Here is a 23,781-nt window from a genome sequence, read left to right as displayed (position 1 = left end):
CCTGAGAAACGTTTTGTCACACGCGAAAGAAAAAGGGCCGCTGTTGCGGCCCCTGCGAAGACTTGCTTGCACGCGCCCAATCAGGCCGCTGCGGCACCCGCATTGCGCAGGCGGATGTGCAGCTCGCGCAGCTGCTTCTCGTCCACATACGAGGGTGCGCCGGTCAGCAGGCATTGCGCGCGCTGGGTCTTGGGGAAGGCGATCACGTCGCGGATCGAGTCGGCCTTGGTCATCAGCGTCACCAGGCGATCCAGGCCGAAGGCCAGGCCGCCGTGCGGGGGCGCGCCGTACTGCAGCGCGTCCAGCAGGAAGCCGAACTTGACCTGGGCATCTTCCTTGCTGATCTTGAGCGCGTCGAACACCTTGCTCTGCACCTCGGCGCGGTGGATACGGATCGAGCCGCCACCCAGCTCCCAGCCGTTCAGCACCATGTCGTAGGCCTTGGCGATGCACTTGCCCGGGTCGGTGACCATCAGGTCCTCGTGACCGTCCTTGGGCGCGGTGAACGGGTGGTGCACGGCCGCCCAGCGGTCGTTCTCTTCGTCGTGCTCGAACATCGGGAAGTCCACCACCCACAGCGGTGCCCAACGGTCTTCGAACAGGCCATGGCTCTTGCCGAATTCGCTGTGGCCCACCTTCAGGCGCAGCGCGCCGATGGCATCGTTCACCACCTTGGCCTTGTCGGCACCGAAGAACAGCAGGTCGCCGTCCTGCGCGCCGGTGCGCGCCAGGATGTCGGCCACGGCCTTGTCGTGCAGGTTCTTGACGATGGGCGACTGCAGGCCTTCGCGGCCCTTGGCCACTTCATTGACCTTGATCCAGGCCAGGCCCTTGGCACCGTAAATCTTCACGAACTCGGTGTAGCTGTCGATCTCGCCGCGGCTCATGGCCGCGCCGCCCGGCACGCGCAGGGCGACCACGCGGCCACCGGGGGTGGTGGCGGGGGTGGAGAAGACCTTGAAGTCAACATCGCCCATCGCATCGGTGAGTTCGGTGAACTCGAGCTTGACGCGCAGGTCCGGCTTGTCGGAGCCGAAGCGGTGCATCGCGTCCGCGTACTTCATCACCGGGTAGGCGCCCAGGTCCACGTTCAGCGCCTTCATGAAGACGTGGCGGATCATGCCCTCGAACATGTCACGGATTTCCTGCTCGGTGAGGAAGCTCGTTTCGATATCGATCTGGGTGAATTCGGGCTGGCGATCGGCGCGCAGGTCTTCGTCGCGGAAGCACTTGGTGATCTGGTAGTAGCGGTCGTAGCCGGCCACCATCAGCAGCTGCTTGAAGAGCTGGGGCGATTGCGGCAGCGCGAAGAAGGTGCCGTCGTGCACACGGCTGGGCACCAGGTAGTCGCGCGCGCCCTCGGGCGTGCTCTTGGTGAGCATGGGCGTCTCGATGTCGATGAAGCCATGCTCGTCCAGGAACTTGCGCGCCTCCATCGCCACGCGGTAGCGCAGCATCAGGTTGTTCTGCATGTAGGGGCGGCGCAGGTCCAGCACGCGGTGCGTGAGGCGCGTGGTCTCGGAGAGGTTCTCGTCGTCCAGCTGGAACGGGGGCGTCACCGAGGGGTTCAGCACTTCCAGCTCATGGCAGAGGATCTCGATCTTGCCGCTGGTGAGGTTGGCGTTCTCGGTGCCGGCCGGGCGCGCGCGCACCTTGCCGACGATCTTCAGGCAGAACTCGTTGCGCACGTCTTCCGCCACCTTGAACATCTCGGCGCGGTCGGGGTCGCAGACCACCTGCACCAGGCCCTCGCGGTCGCGCAGGTCGATGAAGATCACGCCGCCATGGTCGCGGCGGCGATGGGCCCAGCCCATCAGGGTCACGGTCTGGTCGAGCAGCTTCTCGCTGACTTGGCCGGCATAGCAGGTACGCATATCGTTTTCTCCGAATTCTTGGGTGCGCTGCGCCTCTTGCGCAGCGGGGTCAGGTCTTGTCTGGTGGCTCTGGTCGGGCAGGCTGCCCTCAGGGTTGAACGCCGGCCGGGGCGATCAACCCGGTAGATTTCGTTCGGTCGGGGCGGCTGCCGCATGGCCGGTATTCGGCGCCACCACCCCCATCGAGATGATGTACTTGAGCGCCTCGTCCACGCTCATGTCCAGCGAGCGGATGCTGGTGCGCGGCATCATCAGGAAGAAGCCCGAGGTCGGGTTCGGCGTGGTGGGCACGTACAGGCTCACATGCTCCTCGGGGAAATGCTGCGCCACCTCGCCGCTGGGCGAGCCGGTGACGAAGGCGATGGTCCAGCTGCCCTCGCGCGGGTACTGCACCAGCACCGCCTCGCGAAAGGCGTTGCCGCTGCTGGAGAACAGGGTGTCCGAGACCTGCTTGACCGAGCTGTAGATGCTCTTGACGATGGGGATGCTGGACATCAGCTTGTCCCATTGCCTGAGCCACCACTGGCCGAAGATGTTCGCCACGAACATGCCGGTGAGCAGCAGGCCGCCCACCAGGATCACCAGGCCCAGGCCCGGCACGTCGCTGAGGCTGGAGATGCCGTCGTGCAGCGAACTGGGCGAGACCACCTTGAGGGCACCCAGCAGCGAGTCGAACACGCCGTTGACGACGCCCAGCACCTGATGCAACACCCAGATGGTGATGGCAAGCGGTAGCCAGACGAGCAGGCCGGCGATGATGTACTTTCTCACTGGGTTCCTTGTGCGGCCCGGCCTCGCGGCCCGCGGCGGGTCATGTCAATGGCAGGCGCAGGAGCCCCCGCAAGGCGTGGACGAGGCCGCGGCCGGCGCAGCGTCGGCCGCGGGCGCAGCGGCGGCAGCGGCGCCGCCTGCCGCGGTGGCGGGCGCGGCCGTGCCGGCGCTGCCACCCTTGAAATCGGTGGCGTACCAGCCCGAGCCCTTGAGCTGGAAGCCGGCGGCGGTGACTTGCTTGCTGAAGCTCTCGGCCCCGCAGGCGGGGCAGGTGCTCAGCGGGGCATCAGACAGCTTTTGCAGCACGTCTTTGGCGTGACCGCAGGTACTGCAGCGGTAGGCGTAGATCGGCATGAGGGGTCTAAGCTATTGATAGGAAACGCGAATTATAGGGGCGAGGCCTCGTTCGCCAGCCCCGCGACATGGTGCTTGTGCTCGCGGCGGTTCTTCAGCCACTGCGGGGCCAGCGAGCCCAGCACCATCGCCACGATCGCCACCAGCAGGCCGGCCAGCTGCCCCGGGAAGCCCTCGCCCAGGCTGCTGACCTGGGGCAGGAAGGCGATCCAGACCGCAATGCCGCCCACCAGCGAGAAGATCGCCCCCTGGGTGGTGGCGCGCTGCCAGTACAAGCCCATCACCAGCGGCACGAAGGCCCCCACCAGGGTGACCTGGTAGGCCGAGGACACCAACTCATAGATCGAGGTGCCCTGCATCGCGATCGCATAGGCCAGCACCAGGGCGGCGAACACGATGATGGTCAGGCGCATCGCCAGCAGCTGCTGGCGGTCGCCCATGTGCGGGCGCAGATTCTTCAGGATGTTCTCGACGAAGCTGGTCGAGGGCGCCAGCAGCGTGGCCGAGGAGGTGCTCTTGATGGCCGAGAGCAGCGCACCGAAGAACAGGATCTGCATGATCAGCGGCATCTTGCTCAGCACGAACAGGGGCAGCAGCTTCTGGTAATCGTCGCGCGCCACGTCCAGGGCCTGCTGGCCCATTACCACCACCGCACTGGCGACGATGAACATGGGCACGGCGGCGAACAGGATGTAGCTGATGCCGCCGATCATGGCGCCGTTGCGGGCGGTCTTCTCGTCCTTGGCCGACATGACGCGCTGGAACACGTCCTGCTGCGGAATGCTGCCCAGCATCATGGTGACGCCGGCGCCGACGAACATGGCGATCTCGGTGAAGCTGGGCTCGGGCAGGAACCTGAACAGCTCCTTGCTCTGCGCCATCGCGAACACCTTGTCGGCACCACCGGCCAGGTCGGCCGAGAACACCGCGATCACCGACAGGCCGATCACCAGCACGATCATCTGGATGAAGTCGGTCCAGGCCACCGCCAGGAAGCCGCCGATCACCACATAGATCAGCACCGCCAGGGTGCCGACGATCATGCCGGCGGTCTCGCTCATCGCGCCATTGGTCAGCACCGAGAACACCAGGCCGAGGGCGGTGATCTGCGCCGCCACCCAGCCCAGGTAGCTGAGGATGATGGCGCTGGAGCAGAACACCTCGACGCCCTTGCCGAAGCGCTGGCGGTAGAAGTCGCCGATGGTCAGCAGGTTCTGCCGGTACAGCTTGGTGGCGAAGAAGGCGCCCACCAGGATCAGGCAGGTGCCGGCGCCGAAGGGGTCCTCGACGATGGAATTCAGGCCGCCCTGCACGAACTTGGCCGGGATGCCCATCACCGTCTCGGCACCGAACCAGGTGGCGAAGGTGGTGGTGATCACCATGATCAGCGGCAGGCTGCGGCCGGCGATGGCGAAGTCACTGGTGTTCTTGATGCGGGTGCCGGCCCAGACCCCCAGGCCCAGGGTCCCCAGCAGGTAGAGCACGACAAAGACAATCAGCGTGGTGTTCATGGCAAGCGTCTCGGGCAGGGCCCGGCAAAGGAAAGCGCGCCGGATTATCAGCGCAACGCAAGCCGCGGGCCATGCGGGCTTGTCTGAGAGCCCTCTCCAATCAGAACCAATGCACGCGCATCAGCACATTGGCCGCCAGCAGCCCCAGGGTGAAGCCCACCGCACCATAGAGCAGCGCCTGCAGCAGCCGGTTGGTGCGGCGCTGCTCCTGGATCAGCGCCTGGATGGCGCGGCCATCGTGCGGCGAGGCCTGGCGCTTGAGCGCGTCGTGCAGCAGGCGCGGCAGCTCGGGGAAGAGCTGGGCATAGCGCGGCGCCTCCTTCTTGAGCTGGTGCACCAGGGCGCGCCAGCCCACCTGCTCGTTCATCCAGCGCTCCAGGAAGGGCTTGGCGGTGGCCCAGAGATCCAGCTCGGGGTCGAGCTGGCGGCCCAGGCCCTCCACGTTCAGCAGGGTCTTCTGCAGCAGCACCAGCTGCGGCTGGATCTCGACGTTGAAGCGGCGCGAGGTCTGGAACAGGCGCATCAGCACCTGGCCCAGCGAGATGTCCTTCAGCGGCCGGTCGAAATGCGGCTCGCAGACCGCCCGCACCGCGCTCTCGAGCTCGTCCACACGGGTGCCCGCGGGCACCCAGCCGGATTCGATGTGCAGCTCGGCCACGCGCTTGTAGTCGCGCTGGAAGAAGGCGATGAAGTTCTGCGCCAGGTATTCCTTGTCCACCTCGGTGAGCGTGCCGATGATGCCGAAGTCCAGCGCGATATAGCGGCCGAAGGTGGCGGGCGCCAGGCTCACCTGGATGTTGCCGGGGTGCATGTCGGCGTGGAAGAAGCCGTCGCGGAACACCTGGGTGAAGAAGATGGTGACGCCGTCGCGCGCCAGCTTGGGGATGTCCACCCCGGCGTCCCTCAGGCGCTGCACCTGGCTGATGGGCACGCCGCTCATGCGTTCCATCACGATCACCTCGCTGGTGCACAGGTCCCACATCATCACGGGCACCATCACCAGGTTCAGGCCATCCATATTGCGGCGCAGCTGGGCCGCGTTGGCGGCCTCGCGCACCAGGTCGAGCTCGTCGTGCAGATAGGTGTCGAACTCGGCCACCACCTCGCGCGGCTTGAGACGCCGGCCATCGGCGCTGAGGCGCTCGACCCAGCCGGCGATGGTACGCAGCAGGGCCAGGTCGTCCTCGATCACGTCCAGCATGCCGGGGCGCAGCACCTTCACCGCGACCTCGCGGCCGTCCTTCAGGGTAGCGAAATGCACCTGGGCGATCGAGGCGCTGGCCACCGGCTCGGCCTCGAAGCTGCCGAACAGCTCTTCAATCCGGCGCCCGAAGGCCTTTTCCACCAGGGCGCGCGAGGTCTCGGCCGGGAACGGCGGCACATCGTCCTGCAAGCGGGCCAGTTCCTCGACGATGTCGCCGGGCACCAGGTCGCGGCGGGTGGAGAGCACCTGGCCGAACTTGACGAAGATCGGCCCCAGCCGCTCCAGCGCCAGGCGCAGGCGCACGCCGCGCGGCTGCTGCCAGCTGCGGCCCACCGAAATCAGCCGGCGCAGCCAGCGGAAGCGCCGCCCGCTCAGGCCCGAGAGGGCCATTTCGTCCAGACCGAAACGGAAGATGGTCCAGCCGATGACCAGCAGGCGGGCGAAGTACCTCATGCCGGCCCGCGGCCACCTGACATGGCCGCGTTGCGGGCCCCATCGGCAAACTTGGCGAACTTGCCAAAGGCCTGGGCGATCGCCCCGCCCCAGCGCGCAAGCTGATGCGCGGGCGCCGGGCCAACCAGCTGGGCGAGCTCATCCTCGAGGTCCCAGCGCAGGTTTTCCATCAGCCAGTTCATCTCGGCGGCAAAGGCAGCGTCCCCCTGGATCTGCACGTCGGGCTTGGCGCCGGTGAGCGCGCCAAAGGCCAGCGCGGCAGGGTTGGCGGCGTCGATCTCGATGCGCAGCGCGTCAGCCGGCGCGGCGTCGAGCCGCTCCCACAGGCCGGCGGGCGTGACCTGCAGGGCCAGGTCGGGGGCGGCCGGCAGCAGCCCGGGCCAGCCGCGCAGATGCACCAGCACCGACTTGCCGGCCTGCGGCTGCAGCCGCGCCATCGCGTGGCTTTCCCGCGAAATGACATGGTTGAGCAACAAGGTGATGCGATCCTGCACCGCCGGTGCCCAGAGTCTTGACCAATCGTTCAGCATGCGCGGATTGTAGACAGGGCCTCACCCCGCCTCGACTTAGGGGGGGACCCCGCCCGGGAGCGCCGGCTAATTGAGAGAGAATCCGCGCTCATGTCCAGACAAGGGGGCTGGACTGACGGCACCCATTGCGTGCCGCGCAGCACCACCATCGACGACAGAAGCAAACAAAAGGCACCGGGGGCCACGCCGAGATGTTCGAGGACCGCAGCTACAAGAGAACCTTCTACAGCGCACCGCAATCGGTCCAGTCATTGATCGCCGCCTTCCTGGAGCCCAGCCTGATCGTGCTGTGCTTCTTCCTGGTGAACGACTATTTCGACGAGCCGGTACTGCGTTCCACCTACACGCTGTGCCTGCTGGTGTTCGCCCTCACCTTCCCGGGCCGCAACCGCTTCGCCGAGCACCCGGTCAGCGCCACGCTGGACGTGCTGGGCTCCTGGATCACCCTGCTGCTGATCCTCGGCATGTTCGGCTACGCCACCAACAGCCTGCACTACTTCGAAGACAAGGTGCTGATGTGGTGGGGCATCATCACGCCGTTGGCGCAGCTGCTGGCCATCCTGATCGGCCGCCGCCTGCTGCTCTGGCAGGCCTCGCACCCGAGCTCGCGGCGCAGCGCGGTGATCGTGGGTGCCGGGCCGTTGGGCGCCAAGGTGGCCAAGGCCCTGGCCGCCGGGCCGCATGGCGGCGTCGAGCTGCTGGGCTTCTTCGATGACCGCCAGGACGAGCGCCTGCACCCCGACGCCAGCCCGCAGCTGGTGGGCATGCTCAGCGAGCTGAGCGACTATGTGCGCAAAAACAATGTGCGCGAGGTCTACATCACCCTGCCGCTGGGCTCGCAGCCGCGCATCGTGCAGCTGCTGGAGCAGGTCCAGGGCACCACCGCCTCGCTGTTCTTCGTGCCCGACGTGTTCGGTATCAGCATCATCCAGGGCCGCCTGCAGGACATGAACGGCGTGCCCGTGGTGGGCATTTGCGAAACCCCCTTCACCGGCATCAACGAACTCGTCAAGCGCGCCAGCGACGTGGTGCTGGCCGGCCTGATCCTGGTGCTGATCTCGCCCATCCTGCTGGCGATCGCGATCGGCGTGAAGCTCAGCTCGCCCGGGCCGGTGATCTTCAAGCAACGCCGCAACGGCCTGGATGGCGAGGAGATCATCGTCTACAAGTTCCGCTCCATGCGCAGCCAGGACAACGGCCCGGTGGTCAGGCAGGCCACCAAGGACGACCCGCGCATCACCCGCTTCGGCGCCTTCATCCGCCGCACCTCGCTGGATGAGCTGCCGCAGTTCATCAATGTGCTGCAGGGGCGCATGAGCATCGTCGGGCCGCGCCCGCATGCGGTGGCGCACAACGAGGAATACCGCAAGCTCATCAAGGCCTATATGGTGCGCCACAAGGTCAAGCCCGGCATCACTGGCTGGGCCCAGGTGAACGGCCTGCGCGGCGAGACCGACACCATCGACAAGATGAAGGCGCGCGTCGAATACGATCTGGAATACCTGCGCAACTGGTCGCTGGGCCTGGACCTGCAAATCATCGTGCGCACCGCCAAGCTCATGCTGTTCGACCGAAATGCATACTGACGACCCCGCCATGACCACCAAGATCGCGCTGCGGCAAAACCTGACCCCGTGCCTTGCACTGCTGCTGACGATGGCCGGCGCGGCGCAGGCCGAGACCAGCCCCTATTACCTCGGCGGCTCGCTGGGGCTTTACCACGTCTCCAATATCTACCGGCAGAGCAATGCCGCCAACAGCGACGAGGTCGGCAATGCCAGCCTGCTGGCCGGGCTGGACCAGCGCCTGGGCCGCCAGCGCCTGTTCGGTGATGTGTCGGTGCAGGCCAACCGCTACCGTCGCAACAACGAGCTCAACAACATTGCCTACGCCGCCAAGCTGGGCCTGGACTGGGCCAGCGTCGAGCGGCTCTCGGGCACCCTCAGCGCCAGCAAGAAACGCTCGCTGGCCGACTACAACATCGGCAGCGGCATCACGCCCATCTTCAAGAAAAACACCGAGGACAACAGCCAGCTGCAGGGCATCGCACGCCTGGGCCTGGTGACCAAGCTGACGCTGGAGGCGGTGCTGACGCACCGCCAGCGCGAGTTCAGTGCAATCGAGTACACGCGCCTGAACTACCGCGAGGATGCCGCGTCGCTGGGCCTGGTATGGCGGCCCAGCAGCCCGGTACGGCTGGGCCTGGCAGCACGCCACACCAAGGGCAAGAACCCGCGCTACCTGGTGCAGGGCAACGTCGTCACGCCGGACGAGTTCACGCGCAATGACATCGACCTCACCGCCGGCTGGGAGGCCAGCGGCGCCAGCAAGCTCGATGCCCGGCTGAGCGCCAGCCGCTCCAGCCACAGCCTCTCGAATCTGCGCGATTTCAGCGGCGTCACCGGCATGGTGGTGTGGCAATGGCAGCCCACGGCCAAGTGGTCGTTCAGCACCCGGCTCTCGCGCGACTCGGGCCTGGACACCTATTACCTCGGCTTTGCCAACTTCAACACCGACTACAACCGCATCACCAAGGTGCTGCAGCTCAACAGCAGCTACGAACTCAGCAGCAAGCTGCTGCTGGATGCGGGTTTGAGCGTGAGCGACACCGACCGCTCCGACAGCTTCTTCCAGAGCAGCAACAACGACCGCGACCGCGCCTACAACCTGGGCGCACGCTGGATCTACTCGCGCGGCCTGGAGCTGGGCTGCCAGATCAGTCACTCGGGTCGCAGCAGCACCACCGCGTTCTACGCCTACAGCGCCAACACCTACGGCTGCTACGGCCAGGCCGTGATCAGGTAAGCCCCCCATGTCCGCCACCGTTCTGCTCACCGGCGCCACCGGTTACATCGCCTCGCACACCTGGCTGGCCTTGCTGGCCGCCGGCTATCGCGTGGTCGGCCTCGACAATTTCAGCAACAGCTCGCCCAAGGTGTTGGAGCGCCTGGCGCGCCTGAGCGGCCAGGCGCCGCTGTTCGAACGTGCCGACGTCAACGACGCCACCGCGCTCGAGGCGGTGTTCGCCCGCCACCGGCCCGACGCGGTGGTGCATTTCGCCGCCTTCAAGGCGGTGGGCGAGTCCGCCGAGCAGCCGCTGGCCTATTACCGCAACAACGTCGGCGGCCTGCTCGGCACCCTCGAGGCGATGCGCCGTCATGGCTGCAGCCGCATCGTGTTCAGCTCCAGCGCCACCGTCTACGGCATGCCCGAGAGCCTGCCGCTGCGCGAGGATGCGCCGCTCTCGGCCATCAACCCCTACGGCGCCACCAAGCTGATGGGCGAGACCATCCTGCGCGACCTGGGCGCCGCCGATCCGCAGTGGCAGACCGCCGCCCTGCGCTACTTCAACCCGGTGGGCGCGCACGAGAGCGGCCTGATCGGCGAAGACCCGCGCGGCATCCCCAACAATCTGATGCCTTATGTGGCCCAGGTGGCGGTGGGCCGGCGCGAACGCGTGCAGGTGTTCGGCGGCGATTACGCCACCCCCGACGGCACCGGCGTGCGCGACTACATCCATGTGGTCGACCTGGCCGAGGGCCATGTAGCGGCGCTGCGCTTCCTGCTGGGCGGGCGTGAATCCATCACCGTCAACCTGGGCACCGGGCGCGGCTACAGCGTGCTGGAACTGGTGCGCGCCTACGAGCAGGCCAGCGGCAGACCCATCCCCTATGCCATCGTGGCGCGCCGCCCCGGTGACGCGGCGGCCAACTATGCCGACCCCAGCCTGGCGCAAGAGCGCCTGGGCTGGGTGGCCCGGCACGATCTGCAACGCATGTGCGAGGACAGCTGGCGCTGGCAGCGCATGAACCCGCAGGGATTTGAAGCATGAGCATCATCCAGGTACAGCCCGTCATCATGGCCGGCGGCAGCGGCACGCGGCTGTGGCCGCTGTCGCGCGCCGGCTATCCCAAGCAATTCCTGGTGCTGGCGGGCAATAGCAGCCTGTTCCAGCAGGCCGCCGAGCGCCTCGCGGGCCTGGCTGCGGCGGACATCGCCGTCGCGCCGACCCTGGTGGTGGGCAACGAGGAGCACCGCTTCATGGTGCTGGACCAGCTGCGCGAGACCTCGGCCACGCCGGGCGCCGTGCTGCTGGAGCCGGCCGGTCGCAACACCGCGCCGGCGCTGACCCTGGCGGCCCTGCAGGCGCTGGAGGAAGGTGCGGACGGCGGCGCGGATCCGGTGCTGGTGGTGACGCCCGCCGACCAGACCGTCACCAACGACCCGGCCTTCACCGCCGCGCTGCAGGCCGCCGTGCGCGCCGCGGCCGACGGCGCTATCGTGATCCTGGGCATCACCCCCGACCGCCCCGAGACCGGCTACGGCTATATCCGCAGCAGCAGTGACGCGTGCGGACTCAACGTCGAGGCCTTTGTCGAGAAGCCCGACGCCGCCACCGCGGCGGGCTATCTGGCCGCAGGCGGCTATTACTGGAACAGCGGCATGTTCGTGCTGCGCGCCAGCGCCTGGATGAAGGCGCTGCAGCGTTTCCGCCCCGACATCGCCGCGGCCACCCGAGCCGCGTACGCGGCACGCCAGGTCGATGGCCTGTTCGTGCGCCCCGACAAGGCGCTGTTCACGCAGGTGCCGGCCGAGTCGGTCGACTATGCGGTGATGGAGCGCTGCCCCGGCAGCGATTTCGTGCTGCGCATGGTGGAGCTGGACGCCGGCTGGAACGACCTGGGCGCCTGGGAGGCTGTGTGGCAGGTGGCCGAGAAGGACGCCCAGGGCAATGCCAGCCGCGGCGACACCATCATCTCCGACAGCCACAACACCCTGGTGCATGCCACCAGCCGGCTGGTGGCCGCGGTGGGGCTGGACGACATCGTCATCGTCGAGACCCCCGATGCGGTGCTGGTGGCCGAGCGCAGCAAGAGCCAGGACGTGAAGAACATCGTGGCCCAGCTCGGCCGCGAGAAGCGCGGCGAGCAGACCCTGCACCGCAAGGTGCACCGACCCTGGGGCTGGTACGACAGCATCGACATGGGCGCGCGCTTCCAGGTCAAGCGCATCATGGTCAAGCCCGGTGCCTCGCTGAGCCTGCAGAAGCACCACCATCGCGCCGAGCATTGGATCGTGGTATCCGGCACGGCCGAGATCACCAACGGCGAGCAGGTCCTCTTGCTCAGCGAGAATCAAAGCACCTACATTCCCCTGGGCCAGGTGCACCGCCTGGCCAATCCGGGAAAAGTACCGCTGGAAATCATCGAGGTCCAGTCGGGCTCCTATCTGGGCGAGGACGATATCGTCCGATATGAAGACAGCTACGGTCGCGGCTGAGCCGGGCCAACCTTGAACTGCTTTTTTGGAGATTGATCGTGAGCGTGATTGCCGTCGTTGGTTTGGGATATGTGGGCTTGCCTCTGGTGATCGAGTTCGGCAAGCAGAGCCGCACGATCGGCTTCGACATCGCCGTCGACAAGGTGGCCAAGTGCCAGGCCGGCACCGACCCCTCGCGCGAACTCACGGACGAGGAGGTCAAGGCGGCTACCTTCGCCGAATACTCCAGCGATCCCAAATGCCTGGCCGAGGCTGACGTCATCATCGTTGCCGTGCCCACGCCGGTGGACGAGGCCCATATCCCCGACTTCAAGCCCCTCATCGGTTCCAGCACCAGCGTGGGTCGGCATATGAAGAAGGGCGCCATCGTGGTGTACGAGAGCACCGTCTACCCCGGCGCCACCGAAGAGGTGTGCATCCCGGTACTGGAGCGCGAGTCGGGCCTGAAGTGGAAGAAAGACTTCTTCGTCGGCTACAGCCCCGAGCGTATCAACCCGGGCGACAAGGAACACACGCTCACCAAGATCCTCAAGATCGTCTCGGGTGACACGCCCGAAACCCTGGATGCGGTGGCCAAGGTCTACGAGCGCATCATCATCCCGGGCGTGCACCGCGCCTCCAGCATCAAGACGGCCGAGGCCGCCAAGGTGATCGAGAACACCCAGCGCGACCTGAACATCGCGCTGATGAACGAACTCTCCATCATCTTCGACAAGATCGGCCTGGACACCTCCGAGGTGCTGGAGGCCGCTGGCACCAAGTGGAACTTCCTCAAGTTCAAGCCGGGCCTGGTGGGCGGCCATTGCATCGGCGTGGACCCCTATTACCTGACCCACAAGGCCGACATGCTGGGCTACCACCCGCAGGTGATCCTGGCCGGCCGCCGCATCAACGACGGCATGGGCAAGTTCATCGCCGAGCAGACCATCAAGCACATGATCGCCGCCGGCAGCTATATCAAGGGGGCCAAGGTCAATGTGCTGGGCCTGACCTTCAAGGAAGACTGCGCCGACCTGCGCAACTCCAAGGTGATCGACATCATCCATGAGCTGCAGAGCTATGGCGTGGAGGTCACCGTCACCGACCCGGCCGCCGACCCCGACGAGGCCCAGCACGAGTACGGCGTGCGCACCGTCAGCTGGGACGAGCTGCCACGCGCAGACGCCATCGTCGCCGCCGTGGCGCACAAAGAATACAAGGCCCTGTCGATCGACGACATCGGCCGCAAGCTCATCAAGGGCGGTGCCTTCATCGACGTCAAGGCCGCCTTCGACGCCAAGGCGATCCAGGCCGCCGGGCTCAAGCTCTGGCGCCTGTAATCCGATCAAGGCCAATCCAGCATGACCATTCTCGTCACCGGCGGGGCCGGTTTCATCGGCAGCAACTTCGTGCTGGACTGGCTGGCCCAGAGTGACGAGAAGGTCGTCACCCTGGACGCCCTCACCTACGCCGGCAATCTGGAGAACCTGGCCAGCCTGCAAGGCGACGCACGCCATCTGTTCGTGCAGGGCGATATCTGCGATCGTGCCCTGGTGGACCGCCTGCTGGCCGAGCAGCGGCCGCGCGCGCTGATCCATTTCGCCGCCGAAAGCCATGTGGACCGCTCGATCAGCGGCCCCGGCGCCTTCATGCGCACCAATATCGAGGGTACCTACACCCTGCTGGAAGCGGCGCGCGGCTACTGGGGCACGCTCGATGCTGATGCCAAGGCGGCCTTCCGCTTCCACCATGTCTCGACCGACGAGGTCTACGGCTCGCTGCAAGCCGAGGACCCGCCCTTTGCCGAGACGAATGCCTACGAGCCCAACAGCCCCTACTCGGCCAGCAAGGCCGCCAGCGACCATCTGGTGCGCGCCTGGCACCACACCTACGGGCTGCCGGTGGTCACCACCAACTGCTCCAACAACTACGGCCCGTTCCACTTCCCCGAGAAGCTGATCCCGCTGATGATCGTCAATGCGCTGGCCGGCAAGCCGCTGCCGGTGTATGGCGACGGCCAGCAGATCCGCGACTGGCTCTACGTCAGCGACCACGCCAGCGCCATCCGCGCGGTGCTGGCCGGCGGCCGACTGGGCGAGACCTACAACATCGGTGGCTGGAACGAGATGGCGAATATCGACATCGTCAACACCGTGTGCGCCCTGCTCGACGAGTTCCGGCCCGACCCCGCCGGCCCCTATGCCCGCCTCATCAGCTATGTGAAAGATCGCCCCGGCCACGACCGCCGCTACGCCATCGACGCGCGCAAGATCGAGCGCGAGCTGGGCTGGCGGCCGGCCGAGACCTTTGCGTCGGGCATACGCAAGACGGTGCAGTGGTACCTCGCCAACCCGGAATGGGTGGCGCGGGTGCAGAGCGGCGCCTATCGCGACTGGGTCTCCAAGCAATACGGGAACTGAGATGAAGATCCTCTTGCTCGGCAAGAACGGGCAAGTCGGCTGGGAACTGCAGCGTGCCCTTGCCCCCCTGGGTGAGCTGGTCGCGCTCGACCGCCATGACGGCGGCGACCTCGCCGACGGCGCGGCCCTGGCCGCCACGGTGCGCGCCCATGCGCCGCAGGTGATCGTGAATGCCGCCGCCTATACCGCCGTCGACAAGGCCGAGAGCGAGCCCGCCCTGGCCGAGCAGATCAACGCCACGGCCCCCGCCCTGCTGGCCGGCCTCGCGCACGCCAGCGGCGCGCTGCTGCTGCACTACAGCAGCGACTATGTGTTCGACGGCAGCGGCGAGGCGCCGCGCAGTGAGGACGCGCCCACCGCGCCGCTGAGCGCCTACGGCCGCAGCAAGCTGGCCGGTGAGCAGGCGATTCGCGCCAGCGGCTGCGCACACCTGATCCTGCGCACCAGCTGGGTCTACGCGGCGCGCGGCGGCAATTTCGCCAAGACCATGTTGCGGCTGGCCGCCGAACGCGAACAGCTGAAGGTGATCGCCGACCAGATCGGTGCGCCCACCGGCGCCGATCTGCTCGCCGACCTGAGCGCCCACATGATCCGCGCCACGCTCGCCGAGCCCGCGCTGGGCGGCGTCTATCACGCGGTGGCCGCGGGCGAGACCAGCTGGCACACCTATGCACGCCATGTGATCGAGTTCGCGCGCGCGCGGGGTCAGGCCTTGCGGGTGGCGCCCGATCAGGTGCTCGCCATCCCCACCAGTGACTACCCCACGCCGGCGCGGCGGCCCTTGAACTCACGCCTGTCCACGCGCAAGCTGACGGGTGCTTTCGGCCTTTTTCTGCCACCTTGGCAGCAGGGCGTCGAGCGTATGCTCACGGAAATTCTCTGAAGGCATCGGCCATGACATTGCAACGCAAAGGCATCATCCTCGCCGGCGGCTCCGGCACCCGGCTGCACCCAGCCACGCTGGCCATGAGCAAGCAACTGCTGCCGGTGTATGACAAGCCCATGGTCTATTACCCGCTCAGCACGCTGATGCTGGCCGGCATCCGCGAGGTCCTGCTGATCTCCACGCCCCAGGACACGCCGCGCTTCAGCCAGTTGCTGGGCGACGGCAGCCAATGGGGCATGTCCATCCAGTACGCGGTACAACCAAGCCCGGATGGCTTGGCACAGGCCTTTCTGATCGGACGCGACTTCGTCGGCGCACACCCCTCCAGCCTGGTGCTTGGCGACAACATCTTCTACGGCAACGACCTGCCGCAGATCCTGCAACGAGCCGATGCCCGCGAGCATGGCGCATCGGTGTTTGCCTATCACGTCACCGATCCCGAGCGCTATGGCGTGGTGAGTTTCGACAACGCCTACCGCGCCCAGTCCATCGAAGAAAAGCCCAAGAACCCCAAGAGCAACTATGCGGTGACAGGCCTGTACTTCTATGACACCCAGGTCTGCGATCTGGCCAAGGACCTCAAGCCCAGCGCGCGTGGTGAACTGGAGATCACCGACCTCAATGCCCTGTACCTCGCGATGGGACAGCTGCAGGTATCCATCATGGGTCGCGGCTATGCCTGGCTGGACACCGGCACCCACGACAGTCTTCTCGAGGCCGGGCAGTTCATCGCCACGCTCGAGCGCCGCCAGGGCCTGAAAGTGGCCTGCCCCGAAGAGATTGCCTATCGGCAAGGTTGGATCAATACCGAGCAGTTGCTGCGCCTGGCCGCCCCACTTTCCAAGACCCAATACGGTCGCTATCTGCAGGCCCTGGTCGGAGAGCCCTCATGAAACTGGTACCCACGCGCCTGCCGGGCTTGTTTGAAGTCGCACCCAAGGTCTACGGCGACACGCGCGGCTTCTTCTATGAGAGCTGGAACCAGCGCGCGTTCGAGCAGGCCATCGGCACACCAGTCAATTTTGTACAGGACAACCATTCGCGCTCGCGTCGCGGCGTGCTGCGCGGCCTGCATTTCCAGCGCAAGCCCCATGCGCAGGGCAAGCTGGTGCGCTGCATACGCGGCAATGTGTTCGATGTCGCGGTGGATCTGCGCACCGGCAGCCCGACCTATGGCCAGTGGGAAGGCCGTGAGCTGAGCGAACAGAATCAACGCCAGTTCTGGATCCCGCCCGGCTTCGCCCATGGCTTCGTGGTGCTGAGCGAATCGGCCGACTTCCTCTACAAGACCACCGATTACTACGCCCCCGAGTGCGAAGGCGTGGTGCGCTGGGACGACCCGCAACTGGGCATCGCCTGGCCGAATATCGGCGAGCCCTTCACGCTGGCCGAAAAGGACGCGGCCGCCCCCCTGCTGGCCGAAGTCGGCAGCCTAGACTGACGCGCCGGGCGCGCGCGTGCCGCGCCCGATGCCCCAATGCTCGATGCCGAGTGCTTGCATCAGCGGCGGCTCGTAGAGGTTGCGGCCGTCGAACACCACCGGCTGCTTGAGCGCGCTCTTGATGAACTCGAAGTCCGGGGTGCGGAACTCCTTCCATTCCGTCACGATCACCAGCGCATCCGCGCCCTCCAGCGCGGCGTTGGCGGAGGCGGCGTAGCCCAGGCCTTCCAGGCCAGCCAGCGCCTTCTGCGCCTCGGCCATGGCCACCGGGTCGTAGGCGCAGATGGTGGCGCCGCGGCGCAGCAGTTCGGCAATCACCACACGGCTGGGTGCCTCGCGCAGATCATCGGTATTGGGCTTGAAGGCCAAACCCCAGAGCGCGAAATGGCGGCCGCGCAGGTCATCGCCAAAGCGCTGCACCACCTTGTCCACCAGCACCAGTTTCTGGCGCTCGTTGGCCTCGTCCACCGCGCGCAGCACGCGCATGCCGCTGCCGGCCGCTTCGGCCGTGCGTATCAAGGCCTTCACGTCCTTGGGGAAGCAGGAGCCGCCATAGCCGGCGCCCGAGTAGAGAAAGTCATGCCCGATGCGCGGATCGCTGCCGATGCCGCGGCGCACCCATTCGATGTCGGCGCCCACCTGCTCGGCCAGCAGCGCCATCTCGTTCATGAAGCTGATGCGCGTGGCCAGCATCGCGTTGGCCGCGTACTTGGTGAGTTCGGCGCTGCGCAGATCCATCACCACCAGGCGGTCGCGGTTGCGGTTGAAGGGCGAGTACAGGGCGCGCATCAACAGCGTGGCGCGCTCGTCGTCCGAGCCCACGATGATGCGGTCGGGCTTCATGAAGTCCTCCACCGCCGCGCCCTCTTTCAGGAACTCGGGGTTGGAGACCACCGAAAACTCCAGCGCCACGCCACGGCGCGCCAGTTCGCCCTCGATGGCGTTGCGCACCGCGTCGGCGGTACCCACCGGCACGGTGCTCTTGTCCACCACCAGCTTGTAGTCGGTCATGCGCGCGCCAATGCTGCGCGCCGCCGCCTGCACATATTGCATGTCGGCCGAGCCATCCTCGCCGGGCGGCGTGCCCACCGCGATGAAGAGGATGGTGCCATGGTCCACCGCCGCGTCCACATTGGTGGTGAACTGCAGGCGGCCGCTCGCCACATTGCGGCGCACCACCTCGGCCAGGCCGGGCTCATGGATGGGGATCTCGCCCTCGTTGAGGATGCGGATCTTGTCGGAGTTGGTGTCCAGGCACACCACATGGTTGCCCATCTCGGCCAGGCAGGCGCCCGTCACCAAGCCCACATAGCCCGTGCCTATCGTTGTGACCTTCATCGCCGGTGATCCCTCACGCTGCCACCTGGCAGCTTCAGCAATCTAACAGCCCGGCGTGACAAGAAACCCGGGAAAAGCCAGGCTCAGGTTTTGTAGTACTCGCGATACCAGGCCACGAAGCGGCCCACGCCCTCGGGCACGGGCATGGCGGGGCGGAAGCCCGTCCAGGCGGCCAGCTCTTCCACGTCGGCATGGGTGGCCGGCACATCGCCGTCCTGCAGCGGCATGAAGTTCTTCACCGCCTCGCGGCCGCAGGCCTGCTCGATCGCCTCGATGAAGCCCATCAGCTCGATCGGGTCGTGGTTGCCGATGTTGAAGACGCGGTAGGGCGCATTGGAGCGCGCCGGGTCGCTCTTGTCGGAGTCGTAGTCGGCGTCCGGCGTGGCCACGCGGTCCAGCACGCGCACCACACCCTCGGCGATGTCGTCGATATAGGTGAAGTCGCGCACCATCTTGCCGTGGTTGAACACATTGATGGGGCGGCCCTCCAGGATCGCCTTGGTGAACAGGAACAGCGCCATGTCCGGCCGGCCCCAGGGGCCATAGACGGTGAAGAAGCGCAGCCCGGTGGTGGGCAGGCGGTAGAGATGGCTGTAGGTATGCGCCATCAGCTCATTGGCCTTCTTGGTGGCCGCGTACAGGCTCACCGGATGGTCGACGCTGTGGTGCTCGCTGAAGGGCATCAGCGTGTTGCCGCCGTAGACGCTGGAGCTCGACGCGTAGGCCAGGTGCTGCACCCCATGGTGGCGGCAGCCTTCCAGGATGTTGGTGAAGCCGACGATATTGCTCTCGATATAGGCGTGCGGATTCTCGATCGAGTAGCGCACCCCGGCCTGGGCCGCCAGGTGCACCACGCGGTCGAACTTCTCGGCCGCGAACAGCGCTTCCATGCCGGCGCGGTCGGCCACGTCGAGCTTGACGAAGCGGAAGCCAGGTTTGGGCGTCAGGCGCGCCAGCCGGTCCCGCTTCAGCTGGGGGTCGTAATAGTCGTTCAGATTGTCCAGGCCCACCACCTCATCGCCACGCGCGAGCAGGATCTGGCTGACATGCATGCCGATGAAGCCGGCAGCGCCGGTAACGAGTACTTTCACGCAATCCCCTCAGAATCTGATGCGGCCGTTCGTACATCGCAGGCCGGCGCGTATTCTCGCTCAGGCTACCGGCGTGCCGCCCGGCATCCACCCCATTCAGGGGACAGGCGTGACCAAGCCCACATCTGCTCACATCGACGCCTGTTCCGGCGACGCCCGGCGCCGGCCCGCCACCTAGAATCGCGCGCTGACTTCGCACGCAAGCACAGAGATCGCCTCCATGTCCAAACCCTGCATCCACCTGATCGCCGGCGCACGCCCCAACTTCATGAAGATTGCGCCCATCGTGCGCGCGCTGCAGGCCGACGGACGGCTGGCCTGGAAGATCGTGCACACCGGCCAGCATTACGACCGCGACATGAACGAGGTGTTCTTCGAGGAGCTGGGCATCCCCGCGCCCGACGTGCGCCTGGGTTGCGGCGGCGGCAGCCACGCCGAGCAGACCGGCAAGATCATGCTGGCCTACGAGCAGCTGGTGGCGGCCGAGAAGCCGCAGGCCTGCCTGGTGGTGGGCGATGTGAACTCGACGCTGGCCTGCTCCATCGTGGCCAAGAAGGCCGGCATCCCGGTGGCCCATGTGGAGGCTGGCCTGCGCAGCGGCGACATGTCCATGCCCGAGGAGATCAACCGCCTGGTCACCGATTCCATCAGCGACTGGTTCTTCGTCACCGAGCCCAGCGGCTACCGCCATCTGCAGCAAGAGGGCAAGGACATGAGCGCCGTCTGGGACGTGGGCCATGTGATGGTCGACAACGTGCTCTACCAGGCCGAGAAGCTCAAGAGCCAGGACACCTCGGGCCTGGAGAGCGACGCCTACAAGCGCAGCCACCCCCGCTACGGCGTGGTGACCCTGCACCGCCCCAGCAATGTGGACAGCGCCGCGGCGCTGGAGAACGTGGCCACGGTGCTGCGCCGCGTCGGCCAGGAACTGCCGCTGGTGTTCCCGGTGCATCCGCGCACGCGCGCCAATATCGAGAAGTTCGGCATCGACCTGGGCCCGGGCGTCACCCTGATGGGCCCGCAGGCCTATATGAGCTTTCTGCACCTCTGGAAGGACGCCGTGGTCGTACTCACCGACAGCGGCGGCCTGCAGGAGGAAACCACCGCCCTGGGCGTGCCCTGCGTCACCATCCGCGAGAACACCGAGCGCCCCGTCACCGTCGATGAAGGCAGCAACGTGCTGGCCGGCACCGACCCTGCCAACGTCATCAAGTACGCACTCGAGGCGATTGCCGGCAACGGCAAGAAGGGCCGCCGACCGCTGCTGTGGGATGGCAAGGCGGCAGAGCGCACGGTGCAGATCCTGGCCGAGAAGCTCAAGGCCTGAGGGTTCAAGACCTTGAATTCCCACGTTAGCGAGCCGCTGAGCCAGGGCCGAGCCGAGCTCGTCGAAACCTCGCTCTTTGGCATACGGCTCTTCGGCGGCAGTTTTACGGCTGCCGTCAACGCCATCATGCGGGATGCAGCGGCCCGGTCCGGCGGCATCGTCTGCGTCGCCAACGTCGACATGGTGACACGCGCGCTGAGCATGCCCGGGCTTGCCGGCGCCATGGCCAAGGCGCGCTGGGTCGTCACCGACGGCATGCCCCTGGTCTGGGCCTTGAAACACCTGAACGGCATGGCCTTCGCCGAGCGCGTGAACGGCCCTCGCCTGACCCTGGAACTCTGCAGGCGCGCGGCGGCCGAGGGCGTTTCGGTGTTTCTGTATGGCGGCACGCCCCAGGAGCTGGAGCTGATGCGGGCCAATCTGCTGGCGCAGTTTCCCGAGCTGAAGATCGCCGGCGCGGTGTCACCGCCGATGCTGCCCGCTGAGCCGCCGTTCGATGCCGAAATCACCGAACAGATCAACCAAAGTGGTGCGGGCCTGGTCTTCGTGGGGCTGGGATGCCCTAAGCAGGAGTCCTGGATGCTTGCGCAGCAGCCGCATCTCAAGCCCATCGCGCTGGGCGTGGGTTTCGCCTTTGCGCTGATCGCGGGCACCAAGAGCCACGCACCACAATGGATGCAGCGCAACGGGCTTGAATGGCTGTTCCGCCTCAGCCAGGAGCCGGGTCGGCTGTGGAAGCGCTACCTGGTGGGCAACAGCATCTTCATTGCACAGGTCCTGAAGCATCTCGTAACGCGCCGGCGCTAGGCGGCCAGATTCGAGGAATCTGCACGCCGCCATGTGGCCAAGCGCGCGCATGCCCCCAAACATTTAGCCGCCGGCTTGGCCAAGGAGGCCGAAAATAGCGGCATCACTTGCTTCGACTCAGCCAGAGCCGCCACTGCCATGCCGTCCGATCGCTATCGCGCCTCCAGCCTGATCTTGTTCCTCAGCGCCTGCAGCCTGCTGCAGGCTTGTGGCGGTGGCACCGAGCAGGCCAAACCGGAGCAGGGGCTCGCCAGCAACACACCCAGCACGGTAGCCCTAGACGCCGCCGCGAGTGGCGCCGGAGCGGCGGCGCCTAGTGCCGCCAGTGCGCCGGAGGCCGCGGCATCAGCGGCGGCATCGGCCAGCGTGAGCGCCACGCCCGCTGCGGCGGCGACAACACCCCTCACCGCGACCAGCCCGCGTCCGACGGCAAAGACCCAGGCCGCCGCAACGGGAAGCACATCCATCAGCACGAAGTCCACGGCAACGGCCGTGGTCGGGTCGGCCACGAACAGCGGCATCCTCGCTTCGGCAGACGTCGCTGCGGCGGGCAGCACGATCTGGACCCAGACCGAATTGACCGCCACCGCGCCGGTCTCCAGCGGCGACGGCCTCACGACCACGGCGTCCTCGTCGAAGTCCCTGGCATTGCCGGCCGCCGGCGTGTTCTACGGCATCCGCGAGGCGAAGGAAGACTGGACGACGCTGGCGGCCAAGCTCAAGACCTCTGCCGATATCGCCACCTGGCTCAAGGCACAGAAGACCGATGTGGACAACTGGTCCGCAAGAAGCCGTGAACGTGCCGACATGGTGGGTGGCTGGGTGCAGAACTACCTGGACCCCAAGACGGGCGCCCTCGTGACCTGGACGCCCGACAGCCCTGAACCCACCAAGATCGCGGGCACGGGCGAACAGAAGTTCTACGAAGCCTGGGTCGCCTATGTGCGCGGCTACAACATCGCGCGCACCCAGATGGCAGCACGCATCTATCGCCTCACCGGCGAAACCAAATACGGCGAATGGGCCGCCAAGCAGCTGGACTTCTACGCCAAGAATTACAAGACCTGGCCGGTGCGCACCTTCAACGGCCGTGGCCAGATGTACCGACATGGCCTCGACGAGGCCTACGACAGCTTTACCCTGGTCGATGCGGCCCGCCTGCTGGAGGGCTATGGCGGCACCGCACGCAACGCGGCCTGGCGCGACGGCCTCTTCCTGCCCATGGCGGAAAACCTCAAGACCGTCACATCGCCGATGACCAACATCAGCCTGTGGCATTACGCCGCGATGGCCGGCATCGGCGTCCGTTACAAGAACAGCAGCCTGCTCGACTATGCGCAGAACAGCAGCCAAGGCATGCTGGCCGTGCTGAAGAACGGTGTGACCGCCGACAACCTCTGGATCGAGGGCACCTTCGCCTACAACGACTATGTGGTGGACGCGCTCTCCAAGCTGCTGGTGGGCGCCTCCCTGGAGGGGCAGAGTTCGCGCTTCAGCGCCGAACGCGATTACACGCTACGGCTGCTGCTGGCGGCATTCGATTACCGCTTCGCCGACAACATGCTGCCCAACCCCAGCGACAGTGCGGCCCGGCTGCCGGTGGCCACGCCGGCCGTCCACTGGAAGCTGTTCCGCGTCCTGCCCACCTACTACGGCGTCGATCTGGCCAGCCGCTGGCGCACCTGGGAATCCCTGCTGGACCCACCCGCCTCGAGCAGCCTGACCGCACCGCAGTTGCCCGCCGTCTACACCCGCAACTTCCCGGCCATACGCATGGCCGTACTCAAGTCAGGCACCTGGCAGGCGTTTGTCCATTACGGTCAGGCCGCGGCCAATCACGCGCAGGAAGAAGCGTTGACCTACGAGTTGTATGAAGGCAATACGCAGATCAGCACGGACTCCGGCACGGTGAGCTATACCTCGCCCTTCCACACCGACTACTTCAGCCGCGGCCCGGCCAACAATGTGGTGCTGATAGACGGGCTTGGTCAGGTGAGCTGGAACAAGGGCGAGGTGAGCAGCTTTTCGGCCACCGAGAACCGCCTCGTGGCCAAGCAGGCCAACTACCGGCCCGGCGCCAGCGTGAGCCGCGGCTACCGCGTCACCAGCAGCGGCTTTGCCGAGCAGACCAGCATTGCACTCAGCAGCCTGCAGGCCGGCCTGCTACCCAGCGCCAAGCGGCTGGGTCTGGCCTTCCACAGTGCCTGCCAGATTGCGCCGCTGAGCGGGCTCAACCCCAGCGCCACCACGCCCCTGCCCAGCGCCATCGGTCTGAGCTACTGGACCGATCTGGCCATGTGGACGGCCGGCGGCAGCTGGCAGGCCCAGCTCACATGCGGCAGCAAGACCTACACGCTGAGCGTCAGCGGCCCCGGCAGCCAACGGGTCTACATCGGCAAGGCGCCCACCACGCCGCTGCCGACCAAGCGCAATGTGCTGTATTTCGAAACCGTGGGCACCAGCGCCAACTTCAGCAGCGAGATTCGTCCGAGCAACTAGGCTGGCCCTCGCCGCC

The 23,781-nt window shown here is 66.5% G+C and carries 21 protein-coding genes; 12 read left to right on the top strand and 9 right to left on the bottom strand.

Annotation, left to right across the window (positions count from 1 at the left end; all coding sequences use genetic code 11):
• Positions 1-80 precede the first annotated feature (80 nt).
• The 6 genes from aspS to PFX98_RS14125 form a co-directional block, all read right to left on the bottom strand.
• On the bottom strand, positions 81-1,874 hold the full coding sequence (aspS, locus tag PFX98_RS14150) for an aspartate--tRNA ligase (RefSeq protein ID WP_285231147.1): 1,794 nt from the start codon (positions 1,872-1,874) through the stop codon (positions 81-83).
• Positions 1,875-1,988: 114 nt separating this feature from the next.
• Entirely contained in the window at positions 1,989-2,645 is a 657-nt protein-coding gene (locus PFX98_RS14145) for a DUF502 domain-containing protein (RefSeq protein ID WP_285231146.1), read from the bottom strand.
• 45 nt (positions 2,646-2,690) lie between these two features.
• The gene (locus PFX98_RS14140; RefSeq protein WP_285231145.1) at positions 2,691-2,999 is read right to left on the bottom strand and encodes an FmdB family zinc ribbon protein; all 309 of its coding nucleotides are present in this window, start codon (positions 2,997-2,999) and stop codon (positions 2,691-2,693) included.
• A 32-nt stretch (positions 3,000-3,031) separates the two neighbouring features.
• On the bottom strand, positions 3,032-4,510 hold the full coding sequence (locus tag PFX98_RS14135) for a high affinity choline transporter 1 (RefSeq protein ID WP_285231144.1): 1,479 nt from the start codon (positions 4,508-4,510) through the stop codon (positions 3,032-3,034).
• Positions 4,511-4,610: 100 nt separating this feature from the next.
• The gene (gene ubiB, locus PFX98_RS14130; RefSeq protein ID WP_285231143.1) at positions 4,611-6,167 is read right to left on the bottom strand and encodes a ubiquinone biosynthesis regulatory protein kinase UbiB; all 1,557 of its coding nucleotides are present in this window, start codon (positions 6,165-6,167) and stop codon (positions 4,611-4,613) included.
• On the bottom strand, positions 6,164-6,697 hold the full coding sequence (locus tag PFX98_RS14125) for a hypothetical protein (RefSeq protein WP_285231142.1): 534 nt from the start codon (positions 6,695-6,697) through the stop codon (positions 6,164-6,166). Before PFX98_RS14125 ends, ubiB begins: the two co-directional genes overlap by 4 nt.
• Before the next feature lie 191 nt (positions 6,698-6,888).
• Between PFX98_RS14125 and PFX98_RS14120 the strand changes: the two genes are divergently transcribed.
• Genes PFX98_RS14120 through rfbC form a run of 9 tightly spaced genes read left to right on the top strand, consistent with a single transcriptional unit; the run spans position 6,889 to position 16,703 of the window.
• A complete protein-coding gene (locus tag PFX98_RS14120) occupies positions 6,889-8,283 on the top strand; it encodes an undecaprenyl-phosphate glucose phosphotransferase (protein WP_285231141.1) in 1,395 nt (464 codons plus the stop codon).
• Between the two features lie 10 nt (positions 8,284-8,293).
• A complete protein-coding gene (locus PFX98_RS14115) occupies positions 8,294-9,502 on the top strand; it encodes a hypothetical protein (RefSeq protein ID WP_285231140.1) in 1,209 nt (402 codons plus the stop codon).
• A 7-nt stretch (positions 9,503-9,509) separates the two neighbouring features.
• The gene (gene galE / locus PFX98_RS14110) at positions 9,510-10,529 is read left to right on the top strand and encodes a UDP-glucose 4-epimerase GalE (RefSeq protein WP_285231139.1); all 1,020 of its coding nucleotides are present in this window, start codon (positions 9,510-9,512) and stop codon (positions 10,527-10,529) included.
• Entirely contained in the window at positions 10,526-11,977 is a 1,452-nt protein-coding gene (locus PFX98_RS14105; protein ID WP_285231138.1) for a mannose-1-phosphate guanylyltransferase/mannose-6-phosphate isomerase, read from the top strand. The genes galE and PFX98_RS14105 overlap by 4 nt, the downstream gene beginning before the upstream one ends.
• 38 nt (positions 11,978-12,015) lie before the next feature.
• Positions 12,016-13,296 (top strand): nucleotide sugar dehydrogenase, encoded by a 1,281-nt coding sequence (locus tag PFX98_RS14100; protein WP_285231137.1) that lies wholly within the window; start codon positions 12,016-12,018, stop codon positions 13,294-13,296.
• 21 nt (positions 13,297-13,317) lie between these two features.
• Positions 13,318-14,376 carry a dTDP-glucose 4,6-dehydratase gene (gene rfbB, locus PFX98_RS14095; RefSeq protein ID WP_285231136.1) on the top strand — a complete coding sequence of 353 codons (1,059 nt, stop codon included), beginning with the start codon at positions 13,318-13,320 and terminating at the stop codon, positions 14,374-14,376.
• Between the two features lies 1 nt (position 14,377).
• Positions 14,378-15,259, top strand: a complete 882-nt coding sequence (rfbD, locus tag PFX98_RS14090) for a dTDP-4-dehydrorhamnose reductase (protein ID WP_285231135.1) — start codon at positions 14,378-14,380, stop codon at positions 15,257-15,259.
• Between the two features lie 11 nt (positions 15,260-15,270).
• A complete protein-coding gene (rfbA, locus tag PFX98_RS14085) occupies positions 15,271-16,155 on the top strand; it encodes a glucose-1-phosphate thymidylyltransferase RfbA (RefSeq protein ID WP_285231134.1) in 885 nt (294 codons plus the stop codon).
• Entirely contained in the window at positions 16,152-16,703 is a 552-nt protein-coding gene (gene rfbC, locus PFX98_RS14080) for a dTDP-4-dehydrorhamnose 3,5-epimerase (RefSeq protein ID WP_285231133.1), read from the top strand. The genes rfbA and rfbC overlap by 4 nt, the downstream gene beginning before the upstream one ends.
• Here rfbC and PFX98_RS14075 read toward each other — a convergent pair.
• Positions 16,695-18,041, bottom strand: a complete 1,347-nt coding sequence (locus PFX98_RS14075) for a UDP-glucose dehydrogenase family protein (protein WP_285231132.1) — start codon at positions 18,039-18,041, stop codon at positions 16,695-16,697. The genes rfbC and PFX98_RS14075 overlap by 9 nt on opposite strands.
• Before the next feature lie 83 nt (positions 18,042-18,124).
• Entirely contained in the window at positions 18,125-19,132 is a 1,008-nt protein-coding gene (locus tag PFX98_RS14070) for an NAD-dependent epimerase (RefSeq protein ID WP_285231131.1), read from the bottom strand.
• A 220-nt stretch (positions 19,133-19,352) separates the two neighbouring features.
• Between PFX98_RS14070 and wecB the strand changes: the two genes are divergently transcribed.
• Both wecB and PFX98_RS14060 read left to right on the top strand, forming a co-directional pair.
• A complete protein-coding gene (gene wecB / locus PFX98_RS14065; protein ID WP_285231130.1) occupies positions 19,353-20,459 on the top strand; it encodes a non-hydrolyzing UDP-N-acetylglucosamine 2-epimerase in 1,107 nt (368 codons plus the stop codon).
• 12 nt (positions 20,460-20,471) lie between these two features.
• Positions 20,472-21,266, top strand: a complete 795-nt coding sequence (locus PFX98_RS14060) for a WecB/TagA/CpsF family glycosyltransferase (protein ID WP_285231129.1) — start codon at positions 20,472-20,474, stop codon at positions 21,264-21,266.
• A 152-nt stretch (positions 21,267-21,418) separates the two neighbouring features.
• On the opposite strand, the gene PFX98_RS14055 is transcribed toward PFX98_RS14060, so the two are convergent.
• Positions 21,419-21,853: a hypothetical protein gene (locus PFX98_RS14055; protein WP_285231128.1), complete on the bottom strand. Its 435-nt coding sequence runs from the start codon at positions 21,851-21,853 to the stop codon at positions 21,419-21,421.
• Here PFX98_RS14055 and PFX98_RS14050 point away from each other — a divergent pair.
• On the top strand, positions 21,843-23,765 hold the full coding sequence (locus PFX98_RS14050) for a heparinase II/III domain-containing protein (protein WP_285231127.1): 1,923 nt from the start codon (positions 21,843-21,845) through the stop codon (positions 23,763-23,765). The genes PFX98_RS14055 and PFX98_RS14050 overlap by 11 nt on opposite strands.
• The last annotated feature ends 16 nt before the right edge of the window (positions 23,766-23,781 follow it).

The organism is Paucibacter sediminis, from assembly GCF_030254645.1.
In the GTDB taxonomy this organism is placed as follows: domain Bacteria; phylum Pseudomonadota; class Gammaproteobacteria; order Burkholderiales; family Burkholderiaceae_C; genus Paucibacter_B; species Paucibacter_B sediminis.
Note: the sequence above shows the minus strand (reverse complement) of the source record. Positions and strands in the feature narration are given on the sequence as shown.